The organism is Okeania sp. SIO2C9, assembly GCF_010672455.1.
Classification (GTDB): Bacteria; Cyanobacteriota; Cyanobacteriia; order Cyanobacteriales; family Microcoleaceae; genus Okeania.
This window is the reverse complement of record NZ_JAAHGO010000080.1, coordinates 20,591-40,810: the sequence shown is the minus strand read 5'-3', so window position 1 is coordinate 40,810 and position 20,220 is coordinate 20,591. Positions and strand designations below refer to the sequence as shown.

Annotated in this window: 11 protein-coding genes; 4 read left to right on the top strand and 7 right to left on the bottom strand. The window is 38.1% G+C overall.

Annotated elements, in window-relative coordinates:
* Positions 1-1,025: 1,025 nt before the first annotated feature.
* From F6K23_RS33695 to F6K23_RS33680, 4 genes are all read right to left on the bottom strand, one after another.
* Positions 1,026-2,444, bottom strand: a complete 1,419-nt coding sequence (locus F6K23_RS33695) for a pentapeptide repeat-containing protein (protein WP_293164486.1) — start codon at positions 2,442-2,444, stop codon at positions 1,026-1,028.
* Between the two features lie 647 nt (positions 2,445-3,091).
* Positions 3,092-5,752 carry a GGDEF domain-containing response regulator gene (locus tag F6K23_RS33690; protein ID WP_293164484.1) on the bottom strand — a complete coding sequence of 887 codons (2,661 nt, stop codon included), beginning with the start codon at positions 5,750-5,752 and terminating at the stop codon, positions 3,092-3,094.
* Between the two features lie 408 nt (positions 5,753-6,160).
* A complete protein-coding gene (locus F6K23_RS33685) occupies positions 6,161-6,610 on the bottom strand; it encodes a response regulator (RefSeq protein WP_293164481.1) in 450 nt (149 codons plus the stop codon).
* 2 nt (positions 6,611-6,612) lie between these two features.
* The gene (locus F6K23_RS33680) at positions 6,613-8,535 is read right to left on the bottom strand and encodes a PAS domain S-box protein (protein ID WP_293164478.1); all 1,923 of its coding nucleotides are present in this window, start codon (positions 8,533-8,535) and stop codon (positions 6,613-6,615) included.
* Positions 8,536-9,168: 633 nt separating this feature from the next.
* Here F6K23_RS33680 and F6K23_RS33675 point away from each other — a divergent pair.
* The 4 genes from F6K23_RS33675 (at position 9,169) to F6K23_RS33660 (ending at position 16,715) form a co-directional block, all read left to right on the top strand.
* On the top strand, positions 9,169-10,701 hold the full coding sequence (locus F6K23_RS33675; RefSeq protein WP_293164475.1) for a ferredoxin--nitrite reductase: 1,533 nt from the start codon (positions 9,169-9,171) through the stop codon (positions 10,699-10,701).
* Positions 10,702-10,890: 189 nt separating this feature from the next.
* Positions 10,891-11,574: a hypothetical protein gene (locus tag F6K23_RS33670; protein WP_293164472.1), complete on the top strand. Its 684-nt coding sequence runs from the start codon at positions 10,891-10,893 to the stop codon at positions 11,572-11,574.
* Between the two features lie 478 nt (positions 11,575-12,052).
* On the top strand, positions 12,053-13,570 hold the full coding sequence (locus tag F6K23_RS33665; protein WP_293164469.1) for an MFS transporter: 1,518 nt from the start codon (positions 12,053-12,055) through the stop codon (positions 13,568-13,570).
* Between the two features lie 934 nt (positions 13,571-14,504).
* Positions 14,505-16,715 (top strand): molybdopterin oxidoreductase family protein, encoded by a 2,211-nt coding sequence (locus tag F6K23_RS33660; RefSeq protein ID WP_293164466.1) that lies wholly within the window; start codon positions 14,505-14,507, stop codon positions 16,713-16,715.
* Between the two features lie 78 nt (positions 16,716-16,793).
* Here F6K23_RS33660 and F6K23_RS33655 read toward each other — a convergent pair whose 3' ends face one another.
* The 3 genes from F6K23_RS33655 to F6K23_RS33645 form a co-directional block, all read right to left on the bottom strand.
* Positions 16,794-16,973 carry a hypothetical protein gene (locus tag F6K23_RS33655; protein ID WP_293164463.1) on the bottom strand — a complete coding sequence of 60 codons (180 nt, stop codon included), beginning with the start codon at positions 16,971-16,973 and terminating at the stop codon, positions 16,794-16,796.
* Positions 16,974-17,192: 219 nt separating this feature from the next.
* The gene (locus tag F6K23_RS33650; protein WP_293164460.1) at positions 17,193-18,971 is read right to left on the bottom strand and encodes a sensor histidine kinase; all 1,779 of its coding nucleotides are present in this window, start codon (positions 18,969-18,971) and stop codon (positions 17,193-17,195) included.
* A gap of 35 nt (positions 18,972-19,006) precedes the next feature.
* Positions 19,007-19,900: a PhnD/SsuA/transferrin family substrate-binding protein gene (locus F6K23_RS33645; protein WP_293164457.1), complete on the bottom strand. Its 894-nt coding sequence runs from the start codon at positions 19,898-19,900 to the stop codon at positions 19,007-19,009.
* Between the last annotated feature and the right edge of the window lie 320 nt (positions 19,901-20,220).

Sequence of the window (20,220 nt, the reverse complement as noted above, 5' to 3'; positions counted from 1 at the left end):
GACTTAAAGGCTAACTCATCACACACTCGCCAAAAGTTATGTGTTCGGTTAATAATATGTCTGTCAACAAGTCGCATTCACATGAATTATTTCCTAAGCTTTAGTTGCCTATTTAATATTAACACACATTTGTTACAAATAGCCACTATTTTATACAATTTTCATTCAACAGCTAACCACCCTCTTTCTTGAGGTATCTAGGCATTCGTATTTGTTCAAACCGATATACACTTTCTTTTGCCTTCTCAATCAAATTAAAAAATGACTTGAAAGACCTATCAACAACTTTTAAAATTTGCTGTGCAATATCGGTTTGAAGTAGCCGGTAATTTTCATTTTCTTTGCAGTAATGGTAATTTGACTCATACCTCAGATACCCTCCCTCAGAAAAATAAAACTGTCGCACAGAATACAGGCCGACATTGTACATATTTTTAGACAATCTGCACAATTCTTTTAAGGCTTTAAATTCAGTGATAGACAAATTTCTAATTTTGTTCTTTTGGGTTAGGTACATAGTTTCGTTTTCGCTGTATAATACCTATATTAGCGACTAAGAACTCGAACTGTCAATGTGACTACGGGTTAAAACCCGCGCCCGTCGTTTTCATCCAGCCGTTGAAACTTTCTGGTTTCCAACTTCCCGACTTTTTGTGATGATCAGGACTTACCCATGAGGTTTGAAAAACTAGGATTTGAGATTGCTTTCCGTTCCGGACTGCTCCGCAAACCCTGTCGGTCGCTTCAGAGGAAAATACGTTGCAGGTGCTTCAACAATTACAGCGGTTTTCATTTGGGTAGACCACAGTAGGGACGTTCCATGGAACGTCCCTACAAAGTTTTGCTTGTGAAGATGTGGTTCATCAAGAGCGAAAAGCGCTGTAATAATTAATAATTAATAATTAACAATTACCTCTCCTTGAAAATTTTTTCTTGCTTCTCCTTGTAGAGCGACAGCTCGTGGCGCAGCCAAGGAGAGGCTTGAAACCTTAATTATTCGGTAAGTCTTAATGATATAAGAGGTCTTATTTTGTATCAATAATTGAAGGTTGAATCACAACGCTATCATTTGATTTTCCTTCCAAAAAATTAGGACCCATCAGATGAACGCCATTATGATTAATATTAGTTACTTTCGTACCATAACGACGAAGATTTTGATTCTTTGTTTTATGACTTGCTCTTTGCAATTGCTCTTGAGTTTTTTCGTCTAATTTAGTGTTACGATCTATTAATATACCAGTTAAGTCAGCGTTACTTATATCAGGACACCACAATTGTGCAGCACAAAGATTTGCATTACTAAGATTAGTATTATTTAAACCTGCATGAGACAAGTTAGCACCAATGAGGTTAGCATTACTTAAATCTGCATGACTGAGAATAACTCCACTGAGGTTAGCGTTAGTTAGGTTTGCACCACTGAGGTTAGCTGAGGATAAATCTGCATCTGTGAGATTAGCAGACGAAAGATTAACACCACTGAGATTAGCTGAGGATAAATCTACTCCACTAAGATTAGCACCAGACAAATCAACTTCACCAAGTTCAGCATGATTCAAGTTTGCGTAGGATAGATTAGCAACTGCCAAGTCTGCACCTGTTAAATTAGCATTGCTGAGGTTAACATCTGTGAGATTGGCATTATTTAAACAAGCACCACCCAAGTTAACACCACTGAGATTAGCATCTGTTAGTTTTGCATTCTTGAGATAAATATCACTGAAATCTGCATCTGTCAGCACTGCACCTTGAAGATTGATAGGATTCAAATCAAGTCGCTTCTCTACTGAAGTAATAGCTGTTTCAATTTTACTAAAAAACTCTGGTTGAGGCAGACTCCCAACACGCTTATTCAAAATTTGCAGATTTCTGCTAATATGACCAAAGTTACTTTCTAAGGGTGCTATGGCAGCAGCTTTATCTTGCAACTCCTCAATGGCTGAAACTGCCCAAGGTAAGCGTTGACTGATGATTTCTTTCTGCTGACGTTCTAATGGATCTAAACGTTGAATGAGTTGTTCTAGTTCAGTTGGTATTAACTCTATAACTTCTTGTAATTTATTCCTTTGTTGCTGAGTTTGCCACTGTAAGGTTTCCCTTTCAGCGACTAATTTTTGATTCAGCTGTTCTGTTATTACTTCTAATTTCTTTTCTTGTTCCTCAGTTTGAAGATTCAGTTTTTCTTGCAATTTAGATGTTTGACTATCAACTCTATCCACATCTTCTAAGAAGGTTTTCTGAATATCTGTAAGCGCTAGTCTTTGTTCTTGTTGTTGCAATTTATCTATCCGCTTTCTATTCGCTACACTTGCAGATAAGGCCAAAGTTAAAGGTGCTGCTGTGTATATTGCCTGTCCAGAAGTAACTGAAGCAATGGTTCCTAAAACTGAACCTGCTAGGCAGACATATTCACTTATATCTAACCAGTGTTGCTTGCTCATAATATTTTTTCCCTATTCTCATTTTTATACTACTTTTTTTCTAATTTAGCTAAAGTCTAAAAGACTACTTTCATCCTTCAGACCCTCGTCCCCTGAGAACTATGCTTTAATTTTCTATTTTTTGGAAGAGGTGCTTATATTGGTAATTCAATAGCAGAAATCTTGATAAAATACAATAGACATCTCCTCCAAAAGAGGGAACAGGGAACAGGGAACAGGGAACAGGGAACAGGGAACAGGGAATAGGGAGGAAGAATTGATAATTTATGGATAAGAATTAATTTGATTTTTGATTTTTGGAGATGTCTAATAGACATCTCTTCCAAAAGAGGCAGTAGGCAGTAGGCAGTAGAGAGAAATAATTGATAATTTCTTTATGAGAATTGATTTTTGGAGATATCTAATACCAATTTTATATGAGGTTGCATAGAATTACGAAATTCATTCATTAATCTATATTTATCTATGCCTATCTACAGTCAATTGTGCTTTAAGTATTATTCTATGCAGCTTCATTTCAATTTGGTATAATATTTATATCATGTCCGGATAATTAGTGATGAAAAAATTTTCTCCTCTTCTTCCTTCTTCTTTTTATTTCCTCCTGACTCCTGACTCCTGACTCCCGACTCCTGACTCCTGACTCTTTAAACAGAAGACAAAAGTGCGCTGGGTTTGTCAAGATAAAAGCCTTGACCATAATCTATTCCTAAACTACTGACTTTGTTGAGAATTGACTCTGTTTCTATATATTCAGCTATTACTTTTAAATTCATTGCCCTGCCAATATGATGAATACCTTCTACTATTGCTTGAGTGACAGTATCTTTTTCCATCTTCTTAATAAACATCCCGTCAATCTTGAGATAATCTACTGGCAAGTTTGTGAGATAAGAAAGAGAAGACATTCCTTTGCCAAAATCATCTAAAGCAAAACTACAACCAACTTGTTTGAGAGAGTGAATAAATTTTGCTGCTTTATCTAAATTAGTAATGGCTATGGTCTCAGTAATCTCAAAACAAATTTTTTGGGGGGGCACTTCAAAATAGGCAAATTGATGTTCGATAAATTCTAGAAAATGGCTGTCGTTGATGCTAGCACCAGAAAGATTAACAGTAAAAATACAATCTAGGTGTGAATTATCAATTTTCTGCGAAGACAGGAAATATAGTAGATTTTTTACGACCCAACGGTCAATTCTTGGCATTAGATGATAGCGCTCCGCTACTGGTAGGAAAGCAGCTGGTGAAACAATTTTACCTGAAGGATATCTAAATCTGAGCAAAATTTCATAAAGTCTTGCTTGTACACCTTCATGCAATGGGACAATTGCTTGTGAAAACAGACAAAAACCATTTTCTCTTAAAGCATCTCGTAGTTGTGTAACTAAATTAATTTCTTGCTGTTGTTTCTCTAGACTTTCCATACATACATAATAAATCCCTATACGGTTTCTGCCAGAAGTTTTAGCATTGTAGAGAGCAGTATCTGCTGCTTTTAGCAATCTATCTGGATTAGATGTTTTTGAGCAATTAGTATCTGCAACTCCTAAACTACTTGTCACCCACTGACTTGTTGCTGAAGCTTGATGAGGAATTTTTAAAGCTTCAATTTCTGTTCTGATATTTTCTGCCACCTTAAGTGCTCCTTCCATGGGGGTATTTGGCAACACAACTACAAACTCTTCTCCACCATATCGGGCGACAAAATCTCCTGGTCGTTTCACTGTCGCTTTAATAGTTTTAGCTACTTGTTGCAAACATTTATCTCCCTGTTGATGGCCGTAGGTATCGTTATAAGGTTTAAAGTAGTCTATATCTAACATAATAATTGAGATGAGAGCTTCTTCTCGCGCCAACCTTCTCCATTCTTGTTTAAATTTTTGCTCAAAATGACGACGGTTAAACACTCCTGTTAAATCATCAATATATGCAATTGCTTCTAATTCTTGATTAAGTTTTTCTAAGCGTTGATAAAGTTGAGCTTGTTGAATAGCGATCGCTGTCTGAGCTGCCAAGCGTCTTAATAAGTCGGTTTCCGATATTTTCCACTGTCTATTTTCTCGACAATGATGAGCTATTAATAACCCCCATACATTAATTTCTGATTTGTCAGTATGATTTTTGTTTTCAGTTTCGTTTGTAATTAAGATAGGTAGTACTATATTTGCTTGCACCTGAAAATCCCTGAGCATATCAATATGACATTGTTGCATCTCCGATTGATTAATATTATGAATAATACTAAAATATCCTTGTTTATAACGTTCTAAAATATCGCTGTTGCGAAAACATGGATCGACTATTGTCATTCCTAACAGTGAAAGACAATTTGGTGCTAAAGATTCTTTTTCTACAAGACCATGACCATTTGATAAGAAACGGTAAATTATTACGCGGTCGCATTGCAAAAACTCTCTCACTGACTCTACTGTAGTTTCTAATATTTCTTCTAAGTTTAAAGACCGATTAATTCTGTCTATCACCAGACTTAATAAATGCTCTTGTTTTCTAATTTTTTTGACTTCTAATTCGGCTAGTTGGCGCTCTGTAATATCTAGAATTGTGCCAAATATTTTGATTGATTCTAAGTTACTATTTGTGATTACAGTCGTCTTAGTATAAAGATATCTCAGTGTTCCGTCCGGGCGAATTATTTCATATTCACATTCACACTTTTGTGTTTTCTCTAAGATTAAAGTCATATTTTCTGACCATAATTTTCTACTTTCGGGAACGAACATTTGCAGGAATTCTGCATAAGTTGGCTGCTTTTGAGTCCCACTCAGACCAAAAATCCGAAATACTTCATCAGACCAAGTTATTTTCTGTGTTTTTAGGTTTAATTCCCAGTTACCTAAATGAGGAATTTTTTGAGCTTCTTGTAGTTTGGCTTGAATTTCTTGGAGGGCAATTAAATTTTTATTTCTTTCAATTGCATAACGAATTACTCGCTCTAATGTATGTTCTCGAATTTCTAATTTATTCAAGTAATCTGCTGCTCCTATTCTCATGGCCAGCAGGTCTAATTCTCGATCGCCTTGACCTGTAATGAATATAATTGGTGTCTGACAATTAAGTTCTATTGCTGTTTTTAGTAATTCTATTCCGTCTTTTTCTCCTAAACGATAGTCAAGCAAACAAACGTCATATTCTCCTATTTGTATTGCATCTAATCCCTCTTCATAAGTATTTTTCCAATCCAGAGATATTTTTGGTGACTCTACTTCTGATAAAATGTCATTGATGGCGATAAAATCATCTTCATCATCTTCTATTAGTAGAATATTAATAGTGTATTTTTGCATAAAAATCTGCTTGAATTTATATACTATGAATCATCGTTATATTCAGTTAAACAATTGTCATTGTAACTAATATCATGTCCGGTAGCATCGGTCTTGTATAGAGAAGGTCATTTCAGTTATCAGTTATCAGTTATCAGTTATCAGTACCTCCGACTAAAGCTGGAGGCTTGAAATACTGAACTGAATATTTTTTCATCCCCTTAAAAGGGGAGGCACATACCCTCATTTTTTGGTAAGGAAGAAGGAAGAAGGAAGAAGCTTTAAGAGAAGGAAAAATTTTACTTATATGGCAGTAGATATTTTCCCAACTTTTACACAAACAATACCAACGGACATGATATAACATAAATCATCTAAGACATATAATTTTTCCAAGAAATAATAGATGGAAAAATTGCCCCAGCAGATTCAATCTTTTCGAGCAGGTAGTTCAACAATTTCAAACCAATATCTACTCAAACCTTGAATTACTGCTATTAATTCCTCAAATGTTACTGGCTTGACAATAAATGAACTAATTCCTAATTTATAAGAAGTATAGATATCTTCTTCTTCTTTAGAAGTAGTTAAAACTACAACAGGAATCAAACGTAAATTAGGGTCAGTTTTAATTTCTTTGAGAGCTTCTCTGCCATCTTTTTTAGGCATATTTAAGTCTAACAAAATTATTCCTGGCTGAGGTGAAGTTGTGATATCTGTATAAGCACCTCGATGATATAAAAAATCTAATAATTCTTCCCCATCCTCAACAATATATAATTTATTCAGTAATTTACTTTCCTCAAAAGCTTCCATTACCAGGAGACGATCGTCCTCATCATCTTCAGCTATGAGAATTGGTACTGGTGTTTTATTCAACTTTAGATATGCTCCTTTTGCTTATCTAAACTTTGTTCAATGGGCAAAGTAATCACAAAAGTAGTTCCTTGATTAGGGATACTACGAGCAGTAATATTACCATTGTGTCTTTCTACTATTTTACGACATATTGCCAGTCCTATACCAGTGCCTTGATATTGTTGCTTGCTATGCAGGCGTTGGAAAGGTGTAAATATTCGGTCTAAATATTTTTCCTCAAAACCAATTCCATTGTCGGATACCATAATTTGAACTTGATTAGTTTCCGACTGTAAAATTGCTTCTACCTTGACAATGGGGCGATTTTCTGGTAGATGAAATTTAAGTGCATTGCCAATTAAGTTTTGGAACAATTGTCGCATTTGTATCGAGTCGGCCTGAATAGTAAGTAATTCTTCTACTTCCACCTGAGCTTTTGTTTGTTCAATGCGGTTCTCTAAGTCCTCAATAACTTCTGCTACTATTTGAGAAAGGGTTACAGGTACATAGGGTTGCGCTTTGGTCGTAATGCGTGAGAAGTCTAATAAATCCCTAATTAGAATTTGCATCCTGTTGGCAGAACTCTGCATTCTTTGTAGATAGTCTAGCCCTTTTTCATCCAACACTTCCCTATATTTAGCTTTGACGCGATCGCCAAAGGTCTGAATTTTCCGCAGTGGTTCCTGCAAGTCGTGGGAAGCTACATAAGCAAAATCTTCTAGTTCTTGGTTACTGATTTTTAGCTGAGTAATCAGTCTTTGCTGTTGAGCTTCATTTTGCTTGCGGGGAGTAATATTTTGAATTTGAGCAATAAAATACAGAGGTTCGCCTGATGGATCTTTTGCTAGAGAAACACTCAAAATTGCCCAGACAATATTACCTTGCTTGCTAATATAGCGCTTCTCCATATTGTATTTGCTTTTTTTTCCTTCTAAGAGTTCATGCACAAAGGCAAGGTCAGCAGCTAGATCATCAGGATAAGTAATTTCTTGGAAAGTTAACTGGATCAATTCAGCTTCACTGTAACCTATCATTTCGCACAAAGCATGGTTAACCTCGAGAAAATCTCCATCTAGTGATACCAGGGCCATACCAATAGGTGCATCGTCAAAAGCTAGACGGAAGCGTTGTTCTCTTTCTTGCAATATTTTTTCCATCTGTTTGCGTTCGGTGATATCTCTAGCAGTAATAGCAATACCATCTGCTAGAGGAACTACCATGTGTTGCAACCAGGAGATATTGGGGGTAAAAATATTTGTGGAAAACTCTTCTTGGAAAACTTTACCTGCTTCCACAACCTGAACGTATTTTTCCAAGAAATCTCCGGTACCGTTGATAGGAATTAGTTCGGAGAGTCTTTGTCCCAATACTTCTGATTTAGGCATAGAAATGAGTTGTTCGGCACGGGAGTTTAGCTCTGCAAAAATAAAATCGACAATACGTCCAGTTTTATCCCGCAGAGTATTAAATATAAATAAACTATCTAAACTTGCTTCTGCAGCAGCACGAAATTTAACTTCACTTTCTCGTAATTGAGTTTCTATAACCTGGCGTTCTACTATTTGTCTGTGTAGTTCCTGATTTGCTTTTTCTAGTTCTGCTGGACTAGGCAATACTAAAGCTTGAGGTATGAGAATACGGAGTTCAAAAGCTGTAAACAATGAAATTATGGCAGTTATAGCCTTCAAAGTTCCTGAAAACCAATAAGTGGGATGCCATAAGGTCCACACATCTAGAAGATGAGTTGTCCCACAGGAAACTATAAAGGCACTAAATAGCCAGAATATATAAGGAAAAGGTAAATCTTGTCTTTGCTGGATAAAGTAAACCAACATTAGAGGGATAGAGAAGTAAGCAATAGCAATCAGAATATCTGAGACTAAATGCAAGCTGACTAAACTAGGGTTCCATAGATAGCAGTGTCCATGAGGAATATATTTAAACATATTTTTTGTGAAAGGCAATAGGGAAAAGGAAACAGCGACAAAGAGATAAATTTTATAGCAGAAGAAAGAAGGGAGAAGGCTTTAGTTATCTAGGAGAGGAGGAAAAACCTTGTGTTGTCTCAGTTTTAAGCTTTTGATATGTCCGCGCTCTTTCCTTCGACTATTATTAGAGTGCGCCTGAGCACCCTAAAAAGTTCTGTATATTTACAATTTGGCTATTTCGCTGTTTGTCTGATTAATAATGACGACTGACTTGTAGCTTCTAGATTTCTTAGCTGACCCACATCTTAATTACAGCACAAAAAATATGGAACAGTTAGTAGGCTTTGTCCCTATAATCTCTTTATCTCTTTTACATCTAAAATGCAATAAACGCATTAAATATATACATTAAGTTCATAAAACTATATATTTTGTAACAAATGATACGAATATTTCATTCAAACTCATTTACATTATTCAACAACAAATTAATAAGAATTTGACGTTAGATGGTGACAACAGATGCAGAAATTTTAAACATTTTGATTTTCTAGTTGTCGGCTCAAAAAAATTAGTAATTGAGTTAATTAAAGCATCTTAAGTGAGTTGCCCAAAAATTTATGAGACTGCCTACAAATGAGGATAATATAGATGACTGGCACAGTAGAGCGCCAAGAAAAACTAAATAAATTTGAGAAATTTAAAGCAGAAAAAGATGGTCTGGCAGTGAAAACAGAACTAGAAAAATTTGCCAATATTGGCTGGGAAGCAATAGATAAAACTGACCGCGACCACAGACTAAAATGGTTAGGTGTATTCTTCCGACCAGTAACTCCAGGCAAATTTATGTTGCGGATGCGGATGCCAAATGGAGTAATTACCAGTCAACAAATGCGAGTCTTGGCAGAAATAGTCCAACGTTACGGGGAAGACGGTAGCGCCGACATCACCACCAGACAAAACTTGCAACTGCGGGGAATTAGAATAGAAGATATCCCAGACATCTTCCGTCGATTTGAACAAGTAGGTTTAACCACCGTTCAATCAGGTATGGATAATGTACGCAACATCACAGGTTCCCCAGTAGCTGGAATAGATGCAGAGGAACTGTACGATACCCGTGAGTTAGTGCAGCAAGTCCAAGACATGATCACTGGCAATAGCAAAGGCAACCCCGAATTTACCAATTTACCACGGAAATTCAATATAGCGATCGCCGGATGCCGTGATAATTCTGTCCATGCGGAAATAAATGATATTGCTTTTGTTCCTGCCTACAAAAACGATAAATTTGGCTTTAATGTTCTAGTTGGTGGCTTTTTCTCGGCCAAACGTTGTGCAGCAGCTATACCCCTTAAAGCTTGGGTAGAACCAAATCAAGTTGTTGCCATCTGTCGAGCTATTCTAGAAGTATTTCGCGATAATGGCTCCCGAGGAAATCGCCAAAAATCAAGGTTAATGTGGCTGATAGATGAGTGGGGTCTGGATAAATTCCGCTCAGAAGTTCAGCAACAAATGGGGCAAACTCTAGAGACAGAAGCTCCAAAAGACGAAATTATCTGGGAAAAACGGGACCATATAGGGGTTTACAAACAAAAACAACCAGGTTTAAACTATATTGGGTTGCACATTCCGGTTGGTAGGCTGTATGCTGACAATATGTTTGACCTAGCACGGCTAGCTGAGGTTTATGGCAATGGAGAAATTCGGCTGACTGTGGAACAAAATGCTATTATTCCTAATGTTCCTGAGTCTAGAATAGAACCATTCCTTGGAGAACCACTCCTAGAAAAATTTTCTATTAATCCTCAACCATTAACTCGGGCCGTAGTTTCATGCACGGGGGCACAGTTTTGTAACTTTGCTCTGATTGAAACCAAAAATCGTGCCATGGCAATGGTAAAGGAACTCGAAGCTGAACTGTCAATACCAAAACCAGTACGCATTCACTGGACTGGTTGCCCCAATTCTTGTGGACAGCCACAGGTTGCAGATATCGGTTTGATGGGAACTAAAGCACGCAAAGATGGCAAAATGGTTGAGGGTGTTGACCTATACATGGGAGGCACAGTTGGCAAAGATGCTAAACTTGGCAATTGCGTTCAAAAAGGCATTGCCTGTGAAGACCTCAAACCTGTTTTGCGGAATTTGCTAATTGAAAATTTTGGTGGTCAACCAAATTGAAGAATTAAGAATTAAGAATTTAGAATTTAGAATTACCTCTTCTGATAGAGTTAAGAGGATTGGAGCAAAGGATTTTTTTTCTTTTTTCTCCATAAATGGAGAAGCTTAAATAGCCTCTCAAATTTAGTCTCACAGCAAAAATTTATTTATTACACTCAAAGCAAAAAAACAACAAGGAGAATCTCAAAAATGTCTACTACAGTTAATACTTCTAACAATTCACCCGAAACTGCAAAATCTCTGGGTATGAAAATTCTATCTGTAGTCGGTTTAACACTATTTGCTGGTTTTTATGTCAATAGTTGGCAGCGTTCTCTAGCAGAATATGCTCAACAACAAGAACAAGAAGCAGAAGAAACAATAGTTGCTACATCTACTACTGATACTCCTACTATTATAGCCAGCGCACCCACATCAAAACCTACTACTGCTCCATCAACTGCTGTAGTTTCTTCCGCAGTTAATACTACCGAGTCAGTCTCAGCAGTCAATACAGTACCTGTTGCAGAAACTGCACCAATACAAACTGAAGTAACTTTGGCAGTTCCAGAAACTAAAGCAGCACCAAAAGTTATTACTGACTCAAATACTCTTGAGAAATTAAACTCGATGCTGTACAACCAGATCGACCAAGCTTGGAAACAATATCCAACTTTTTCTGAAAATTTAGCCTATCGAGTCACAGTTAACTCCGCAGGAATGGTTGCCAAGTGTGAACATATCAATAAAGCAGCTTCCGACTACATTGGAGAAACTCCTCTAGCTAAGTTGACTAACTCTAGCACTGTTGATGCTAACAAACCAACAGCAGAATATTTAGTGCTACTAACTCCCAATGGTGTACTTCAAGTTAACCAATGGGTAACCAAATAGGTCTTTTGTTTGGAGTGATACATAGTAGGTTTTAGGTAGAAATTTATATATAATTCACTACTAACTAAAAATTGCACTGATGGTGATGAAAGTAAGAAACTTTTTAATGCTAAAGTGCTGAAAAATCTGCAAAATACATAAATTAGAATTTTTGCTAGCCTACTATGTTATCAGAAAAAAATTGAATTGTTCGCTTTAAACTAATACCTAACTCTGACACTAATTTCATAACTGCCTAAAATTATTTTTAGTTAGACTTGTCAGCAAAATTAATCGGCGTTGCTGATTCTGGATATGATTTTGCCCCCCTAACCCCCCAAAATTGGGGGGAATAAAACTCTAAAAGTCCCCCAAAATTGGGGGATTTAGGGGGCTTGATCACAACCAAATAATCGCTCATTCATACTTCAATTCAGCAACGCCAATTAATCTTTGTTTGTGACCTTACATCGCCTTAATAATTATAATTCAACAGAAAATGTTAACAGAACTTTGGTCTTTTCGAGGCCGTTATCGTATCCTCCATTTTACTTGGTTTGCTTTTTTTCTATCGTTTGTTGTTTGGTTTAATTTAGCCCCATTAGCAACATCAATAAAAGCAGATTTTGGTTTAGAAACTTCTCAAATAAGAACTATTGCTATCTGTAACGTTGCACTAACAGTACCTGCCCGAATTATCATTGGGATGTTGTTAGATAAATATGGACCAAGAATTACCTATTCGCTGCTACTAATGTATGCAGCTATTCCCTGTATAGGTTTTGCTCTTGCCCAAAACTTCAGCCAGTTAGTTATCAGCCGTCTAGCACTGAGTATTGTCGGTGCTGGTTTCGTTATTGGTATCCGTATGGTAGCTGAATGGTTTCCCCCTAAAGAAATAGGTTTGGCAGAAGGTATTTACGGCGGTTGGGGTAACTTTGGTTCTGCTGCTTCTGCTTTTACCCTTCCTACTGTAGCTGCTGTGTTAACTTTTAGTGGCGGTGAGATATTGAACTGGCGGTTATCCATCGCTCTAACAGGTATTATCGCCGCTGCTTATGGTGCGTTTTATTTCTTCAATGTTCAAGATACCCCTCCTGGTAAGGTCTATAAAAAGCCTAAGCGTGCCACAGGTTTAGAAGTTACTACCCAGAAAGATTTTCTCTTCCTAATTTTGATGAATCTTCCTTTAACAGGAGTTCTTTGTTTACTAGCTTGGCGCTTGAGTAAAGTTGGTTTCCTATCTCAAGGTCAACTTTATATTGTCTGGCTATTGCTCTTAGGTTTGTACGCTTTCCAAACTTATAACTGTTGGGCAGTTAATAAAGAATTGGTAGCAGGTGAGAAGCGTTATCCTCCTGCTGACCGCTATCAGTTTTCCCAAGTAGCAATTTTAGAACTTACTTATTTTGTTAACTTCGGTTCTGAGCTAGCAGTAGTTTCTATGCTTCCTGCTTTCTTTGAAAATACTTTTGGCCTGGATAAAGCCTTGGCGGGGATGATAGCAGCTAGCTATGCTTTTATGAATTTGGCATCTCGTCCTGGTGGTGGTTTAATTTCAGACAAACTTGGTAGTCGGAAGTTGACAATGACAGTATTGACTGCTGGGATGGGAATTGGTTATCTCACATTTGGTCGTGTAACTGGAGGTTGGTGGCTACCTATTGCTGTGGTACTTACTATGATGTGTTCTTTCTTTGTGCAAGCGGCTGAAGGTTCTACTTTTGCTATAGTTCCTTTAATTAAGCGCCGAGTTACAGGTCAAATTGCTGGTAATGTTGGTGCTTATGGTAACGTAGGTGCGGTGGTTTATCTGACTACGTTTAGTTTATTGCCTGAAGGTGCTGTTGGTAACAGAATTTTCTTTGAAGTTCTCGGTGTAATGTCAATAATTGTTGCGTTCCTGTGTGCTTTCTTCTTGAAAGAGCCAGAGGGTTCATTTGCTGAACACCATAAGGATGAAGAGGATGAAGAGGAAGTGAATCTAGAATCTGCTCCTATATTTGCTGAAGACTAATACTAATAGAACTTACCGAAAAATTGGGTTTAAAGCCTCGCCCTTGTAGGGCGACTTTTTATTTGAGCATGCAAGTGAATTGAATATATGCTATTGTGTCATTAGTTGCCGGGGGGCACTCGGAAACTCGTGCGCGGACGTGGAGGGAAGCGTTAGACTACCGCCAAGGAAGCAGCACCCTGTGAAGCGTCAACCCGCCGAGGAGCTACGGCTTAGTAGGAATCCCCGTGCCTTTAGGCCGGGGAGGATGTCAAGCCAAACAGGAAATTAGGCGTTGCTGATTCTGGGTATGATGCAAGCCCCCCTAACCCCCCAATTTTGGGGGGGAATAAAACTCTAAAAGTCCCCCAAAGTTGGGGGATGCGCGGGGGCGAAGGCGAGAACCAAACAATCGCGCATTCATACTTCAATTCAGCAACGCCGGAAATTATATACCATTTGTAGGGGTTAACGGCCGTTAACTATATCTAGAGCCTTTCTCCTTATCTTCTTCTTTCTTCCTGAATTCTGACTCCTGAGTAGTTTATTTATAACTGTTCAACCGGACATGATATTATTTGACAGCGCTTTTCAAATTGATCAACCACATTGCCATAAATAAAACCCAGTAGGGACGTTGCATGCAACGTCCCTACTGTGGTCTACCGTATAGGAAAAGCGGGTAATAATTTATGAAAACGTATCCAATGTGACAGATAATTTTTCATAAAGTCTTCAATAATAAACAAAAATTAAATTCTATACCATTAAACTTAAATATTGAGATTAAGCATTATATTATATTAATTATAAATAGCAAAAAATCAGGGAAAATTTAGCAGGAGAATAACTTCTGCTGGAATACAAAATTAAATGATTTAGCATCTAAGTATAAATGATATTCGCTTGAATTTCACTCATTCGTCTGCCAAGAAAATTATTTTTAAAGTAAACTATGGAACCTACCAAAACTCTTTGCCCTTATTGTGGAGTTGGCTGTGGCTTAGATGTATTACCGCCAGCAATTCCTGGAAAAGCAACAAATCGAGATAGCAAAGGTAATCCTATTTGGCGAGTAGTGGGCGATCGCTCTCATCCCTCAAGTCAAGGCAAAGTTTGTGTTAAAGGTGCCACTGTTGCTGAAGCATTGGATAAAGGTCGCCTCAAATATCCAATGATGCGTGATACTCTAGATGAGCCTTTTCGTCGTGTTACTTGGGATCAAGCTTTTAATCGGATTGTTAATCGGATTCAAACTGTACGCTTCACTCAAGGACCAGATGCAATATGTATGTACGGTTCTGGTCAGTTTCAAACAGAGGATTATTATGTAGCTCAGAAGTTACTCAAAGGATGTCTGGGAACTAATAACTTTGATGCTAACTCTCGTCTCTGTATGTCTTCGGCAGTATCGGGGTATATTCAAAGTTTTGGTTCCGACGGTCCCCCCTGTTGCTACGACGATCTAGAAAAAACAGACTGTGCATTTTTAATCGGTACTAATACAGCTGAATGTCACCCCATTGTATTTAATCGTCTGCGGGTTTACCACAAGAAAAATAAGAAAGTGAAAATGATTGTGGTAGACCCCCGTCGTACTAAAACAGCAGAAGCAGCAGATTTGCATTTGGCAATTCGACCAGGTACTGATATCGATCTACTCAACGGTATCGCTAATCTACTCATGCGTTGGGGAGCGATCGATGCAACATTCATTGATGAATGTACAACTGGTTTTCCTGAATACACTGATGTGATTCGTCATTCCCCACCTGACTTAGTTGCACGGCACTGCGGTATTCGTTTAGATGATTTGGAAAAGGCAGCTCGTTATTGGAGTGAGTCAAAGCAAGTTTTATCTTTGTGGTCAATGGGGATGAATCAGTCCTCTGAGGGGACGGCCAAAGTCCGGACTCTGATTAATCTGCATTTGATGACAGGTAATATTGGTAAACCGGGTGCAGGACCGTTTTCACTGACTGGTCAACCTAATGCTATGGGTGGTAGGGAAGCAGGAGGACTGGCTCATATTTTGCCTGGTTATCGGGCAGTGAAAAATCCCCAACATCGGGCTGATTTGGAAAAGTTATGGGGATTGACTCCTGGGCAAATTTCTGCTGTTCCTGGTCGTACTGCTTGGGAGATGATTACGGCTTTGGAACGCCAGGAATTAGGTTGTTTGTGGATTGCAGCGACTAATCCTGCTGTGAGTATGCCAGATTTAGAGCGGACTAAGGCCGCTTTGTTACGATCGCCTTTTACTGTTTATCAGGATGCTTATTATCCTACTGAAACAGCGGAATATGCTCATCTGTTGTTACCTGCTGCTCAGTGGGGAGAAAAAACAGGAACGATGACAAACTCCGAGCGAATGGTGACTTTGTGTTCTGCATTCCGCGAACCCTTGGGAGAAGCAAAAGCAGATTGGGAAATTTTTGCAGAGGTGGGTCGTCGTTTAGGATTTACAAATCAGTTTGATTTTGCTGATTCGGAAGCAGTGAGAGCTGAATTTATTGAATTGACACGCGATCGTCCTTGCGACCAGACTGATATTACCTACGAGCGGTTACGGGAAAAGGGTCCGGTCCAGTGGCCTTGCCCTGATAGTAGTGGAGTATCTCAGGAGCGTCTGTATACTGATTTACGATTTAATACTCCTGATGGCAGGGCACGGTTTGCTGCATTTTACTCCCAAGGTTTAGCAGAACCACCAAATTTTGATTATCCTTTTGTGTTGACAACAGGGCGTTTATATGGTCATTGGCATACTCAAACACGCACAGGACGCATTGATAAAATTAGAAAAATGCACCCGATGCCTTTTCTAGAAATTCATCCAAAGGATGCTCAGAAGTTAGAGATTGAAGAAAATGATTGGGTAGAAGTGCGATCGCGACGAGGTTGGGCAAGATTTCCCGCAAAAGTGACTAAAGCTATTACTCCAGGTACTGTATTTGTGCCGATGCACTGGGGAGCACTATGGGCAAATCAAGCAGAGGCAAATGCTTTGACTCATCCTCAAGTTTGTCCTGAGTCTGGGCAACCAGAGTTAAAAGCTTGTGCGGTGCAGTTGAGGCCAATTAAATTTGAAACTGCTGCTATGGAAGATTTGATGGAATCAGAGTATTCTGTAGAAAGATCGTCAGCGCTATCTTTGAGAGGATGATATGGCGCTACGCGCAAGTCAGGAGTTAGGAATCAGGAGTCATGTCAAATCCGGTAGCATCGGTGTTATTCAGCATTATTAAGATTGGGTAGTCCTGCATGGTAATGGTGAGGATATATATTTTTTAATTTTTCCCACACTCCCCATCTCCCCACATTCCCCTCCACCGGAGGGGTGCGCGGGTGAGTCCCCATCTCCCCACACTTCCTTTACCATTACTATGCACCACCACCTAAGATTGTAGGGGCGAATGGCCATTCGCCCTTACGCATTGTATGACAATCGACGGAATTATATTACTCCGAAGCCAACGTGATATGATATCATGTCCGGTAGCATCGGTATTGTATAGAGAAGGTAAGGAAGAAGGAAGAAGCTTTAAGAGAAGGAAAAACCTTGATATGGCGCTAGATATTTCCCCAACTTTATACACAAACGATACCAACGGACATGATATGACTCCTGACTCCTCCTTCTTCAAGTCAATAGATTGCTAGAATGAATAGGAAGAGCGATCGCAAACTCTGTACCCTTTCCTTGTTCGGAGATTACTTCTATGCTACCTCTATGCTTTTCAATAATTTGATAACAAATAGAAAGACCCAAACCTGTTCCTTTCCCTGATGGTTTTGTCGTAAAAAATGGATCAAAAATCTTATCTTTGACTTCTAGTGGTATTCCCAGGCCATTATCCTGGATTTTCACCATGACTTTATCTTCAGCCACCTTTTCTGTTTGAATCACAATCTGTTTTGGTTGAATATCTGACTCTAGCATCGCATCAATAGCATTAGCAATGATATTCATAAACACTTGATTTAATTGAGCTGGATAACATTCTACCAAAGGTAAATCTCCATAGTTTTTGATAATTTCAATTCCCTTTTTGAGACGATGACTGAGGATTAATAGAGTGCTATCAATCCCTATGTGAAGGTCTGCTGGCCTCACGTTTTTTTGATCTAGACGAGAAAAATTCCGTAGCGAGAGTACAATATTTTTAATTCGGTTGGTGCTTATCCGTATAGAATAAATTATCTGGGGCAAATCATTGATTATATAATTAAGATCGATCTCGCTGATTAAATTTTCTATTTCTGGATGTAAGTCAGGATATAGTTTTTGATAAAGATTTAGTAAATCCAAAAGTTCTTGTATATAATCCTGAAGTGGGTTGATGTTACCAGAAATAAAATTGATTGGGTTGTTAATCTCATGGGCAACTCCCGCCACCATTTGCCCAAGACTAGACATTTTTTCTGTTTGAATTAATTGCGTCTGAGTTTGTTTTAGGTCTTGCAAAGCTTGTGTGAGTTCAGTACTACGTTTTTCTAGTTTTTGATGAGTTAACTTTAATTCTCGAGTATACTCTCCTACCCATCGTATAAGCTGATTTAGGGATATAGCTAATAAGCCAACTTCATCAGTAGTGGTGACTTGAGCTTGCAGGTTAAAATCCGATTCTGCTGTCACCCTTTGGGCAGTCTTAGTTAACGTTTTGAGTGGACTGGCGATCGCTTTGCTGGTATAAAATGCTAAACAAGCAGCGATCGCTACTGATAGTGTCATACTACCAATAATAATTTGGATTCGTAATATTTGTGAATGCATAAATCGTTTGTTAGCTTGATTTTGTTGTTTTTCTACAATATCTATTAACTGATTTAAGCTTTCTGATAGTTTTTCAAACTCAATGCGAATCTCAATTGCCTTTTTCCCCGTGTTAGCTGCCAACACTCTTTGCTTGGCAACTGGGATATCTTCTGGTTGCAAATTAGCTGGATTTGTCTCCTGCCAAATTCCCTGTATTAACTGAGTGTATGAATTCCATGTCTGAGTGTAACTTTGTAATATTTTCTTAAATTTTTCTGGTTCTGCTACTAATTGACTTGATTGAAAATCAATTATATTCTTGAGAGAGTTTATTACTTGTTTTAATTGTTTACTCCGAGCCAAAAATTTAGTCGTTTCATACTGAAACCATACAGGGTTACCAACTACAGCAGCTAGCTGTTGGGGATGAGATTGCGCCTCCCAAGTAGCACTTTCTAACTCTTTTAACAGACCATAATTTTTTTGTACTAATCTTAGCTGCTCTTGGGCCTGTCTTTGATAGTAGTCTCCTACCATTAGCCCTAAACTTGTCCCTAGCACAGAAATACCAATCACCAGGGAATAGCCATAGCCAATTTTTTTGGCAATACTTAAGCCTCTACTCCACTTATCGATCGCCGAAAAAAGTTTCCCTGTTTTCATACTCTGTACCTCATCAGTAAACTATATATTCCTAATTACTTAATAAAATTCTCTTCTCCGATAGCTTTATACACCTCGCGAATCATGTCGTAATCACTATCTTCAGCAGCAACCAAGGTACCACCCTCATACTTAGAAGGTAAAGGTGGTATAGATAGGATTGCTTGCAGCATTTTTTCCTTATTTTTCAGCATCCGCTCGCGAATTTCTGCCACCAGCATCGGTTCCAGTTTGCTACTAGCAATAAATACATCATTGGGCAGTCGCGGACTTTCGGCAAGTAGGAGGTAATCATTCTGGTAGACACCTTCTTTTTGCATAGTTTTTTCATATCTGTGCGAAGTTCTTCCCCATGCATCAACTTCACCATTTTTTAATGCTTTGAAATTATACTCTTTTGAGTTGAGAATGTTCACATCAGATTGTATATTTAATCCAGCATCCATCAGCATTTTAATTTGTCCAAGATAGCTCCCCGTGCTACCAATCTTACCTAACTCAATTGTTTTGTCTTTTAAGTCAGCTAATGACTTAATCTCACTGTCTTTACGAACGACGATGACTGCACGGTAAGTAGGTCGTGTTACCGCGACAATAGGCACTGCATTAGTTCTTGCTTTAATGATCGCATATTCTGATGGCCCCGCCAGAACTATATCTACTAAAGCCAACTGTAATGCTGTTGCTTCCATCAAACTATCAATGGGAACAAACTCAATTTTTGTCTCTAATACTTCTTCCAAGGCAATTCTAAATGGGGCATAATCACGCTGCCAATTTGCTAGACTTTGAATACCGCTCACCGCAAATCGTAGTTTTTCTTGATCTTTAAGAAGAGAATTATTAGAGTTGCTACGCTGATTGTTTGTAACTGTAGTACAACCAGCAACAAAGAGGAGAATATACCCAAGAAAATAGCGTCGTAACATAGTTTTATTTATTTGTTTACTCAAATTATATATAGAAAATATAGAGGTTAATTGTTTGATTTTGGAGTACATAACTTCTGACTTCAAGCTATTTTTTATGTAATCTGTTCAGCATTTAAACTATATAATATATAATATAGCAAATAACGAGTTAGTGTTTGACATAGACTGACGATCGACAGGGAAATCAATGCTTTTCCCTATTTGCCTGTTGCCTATCTTTGTGCGCCTTCCCTGCTATACGATTTTTTTGAAAGGAAAAAGGGAACAGAGAACATAAAATCTAAATGCGTCTTAGTTTACTCTATTCCCAATCAAAA

Excerpts from the sequence above, each read along its gene's own strand:
- F6K23_RS33670 (WP_293164472.1), top strand. The coding sequence starts at position 10,891 with ATGTCTACTACAGTTAATACTTCTAACAATTCACCCGAAACTGCAAAA.
- F6K23_RS33675 (WP_293164475.1), top strand. The coding sequence starts at position 9,169 with ATGACTGGCACAGTAGAGCGCCAAGAAAAACTAAATAAATTTGAGAAA.
- F6K23_RS33650 (WP_293164460.1), bottom strand. The coding sequence starts at position 18,971 with ATGAAAACAGGGAAACTTTTTTCGGCGATCGATAAGTGGAGTAGAGGC.
- F6K23_RS33645 (WP_293164457.1), bottom strand. The coding sequence starts at position 19,900 with ATGTTACGACGCTATTTTCTTGGGTATATTCTCCTCTTTGTTGCTGGT.
- F6K23_RS33665 (WP_293164469.1), top strand. The coding sequence starts at position 12,053 with ATGTTAACAGAACTTTGGTCTTTTCGAGGCCGTTATCGTATCCTCCAT.
- F6K23_RS33690 (WP_293164484.1), bottom strand. The coding sequence starts at position 5,752 with ATGCAAAAATACACTATTAATATTCTACTAATAGAAGATGATGAAGAT.
- F6K23_RS33680 (WP_293164478.1), bottom strand. The coding sequence starts at position 8,535 with ATGTTTAAATATATTCCTCATGGACACTGCTATCTATGGAACCCTAGT.
- F6K23_RS33655 (WP_293164463.1), bottom strand. The coding sequence starts at position 16,973 with ATGGCCATTCGCCCCTACAATCTTAGGTGGTGGTGCATAGTAATGGTA.
- F6K23_RS33660 (WP_293164466.1), top strand. The coding sequence starts at position 14,505 with ATGGAACCTACCAAAACTCTTTGCCCTTATTGTGGAGTTGGCTGTGGC.
- F6K23_RS33695 (WP_293164486.1), bottom strand. The coding sequence starts at position 2,444 with ATGAGCAAGCAACACTGGTTAGATATAAGTGAATATGTCTGCCTAGCA.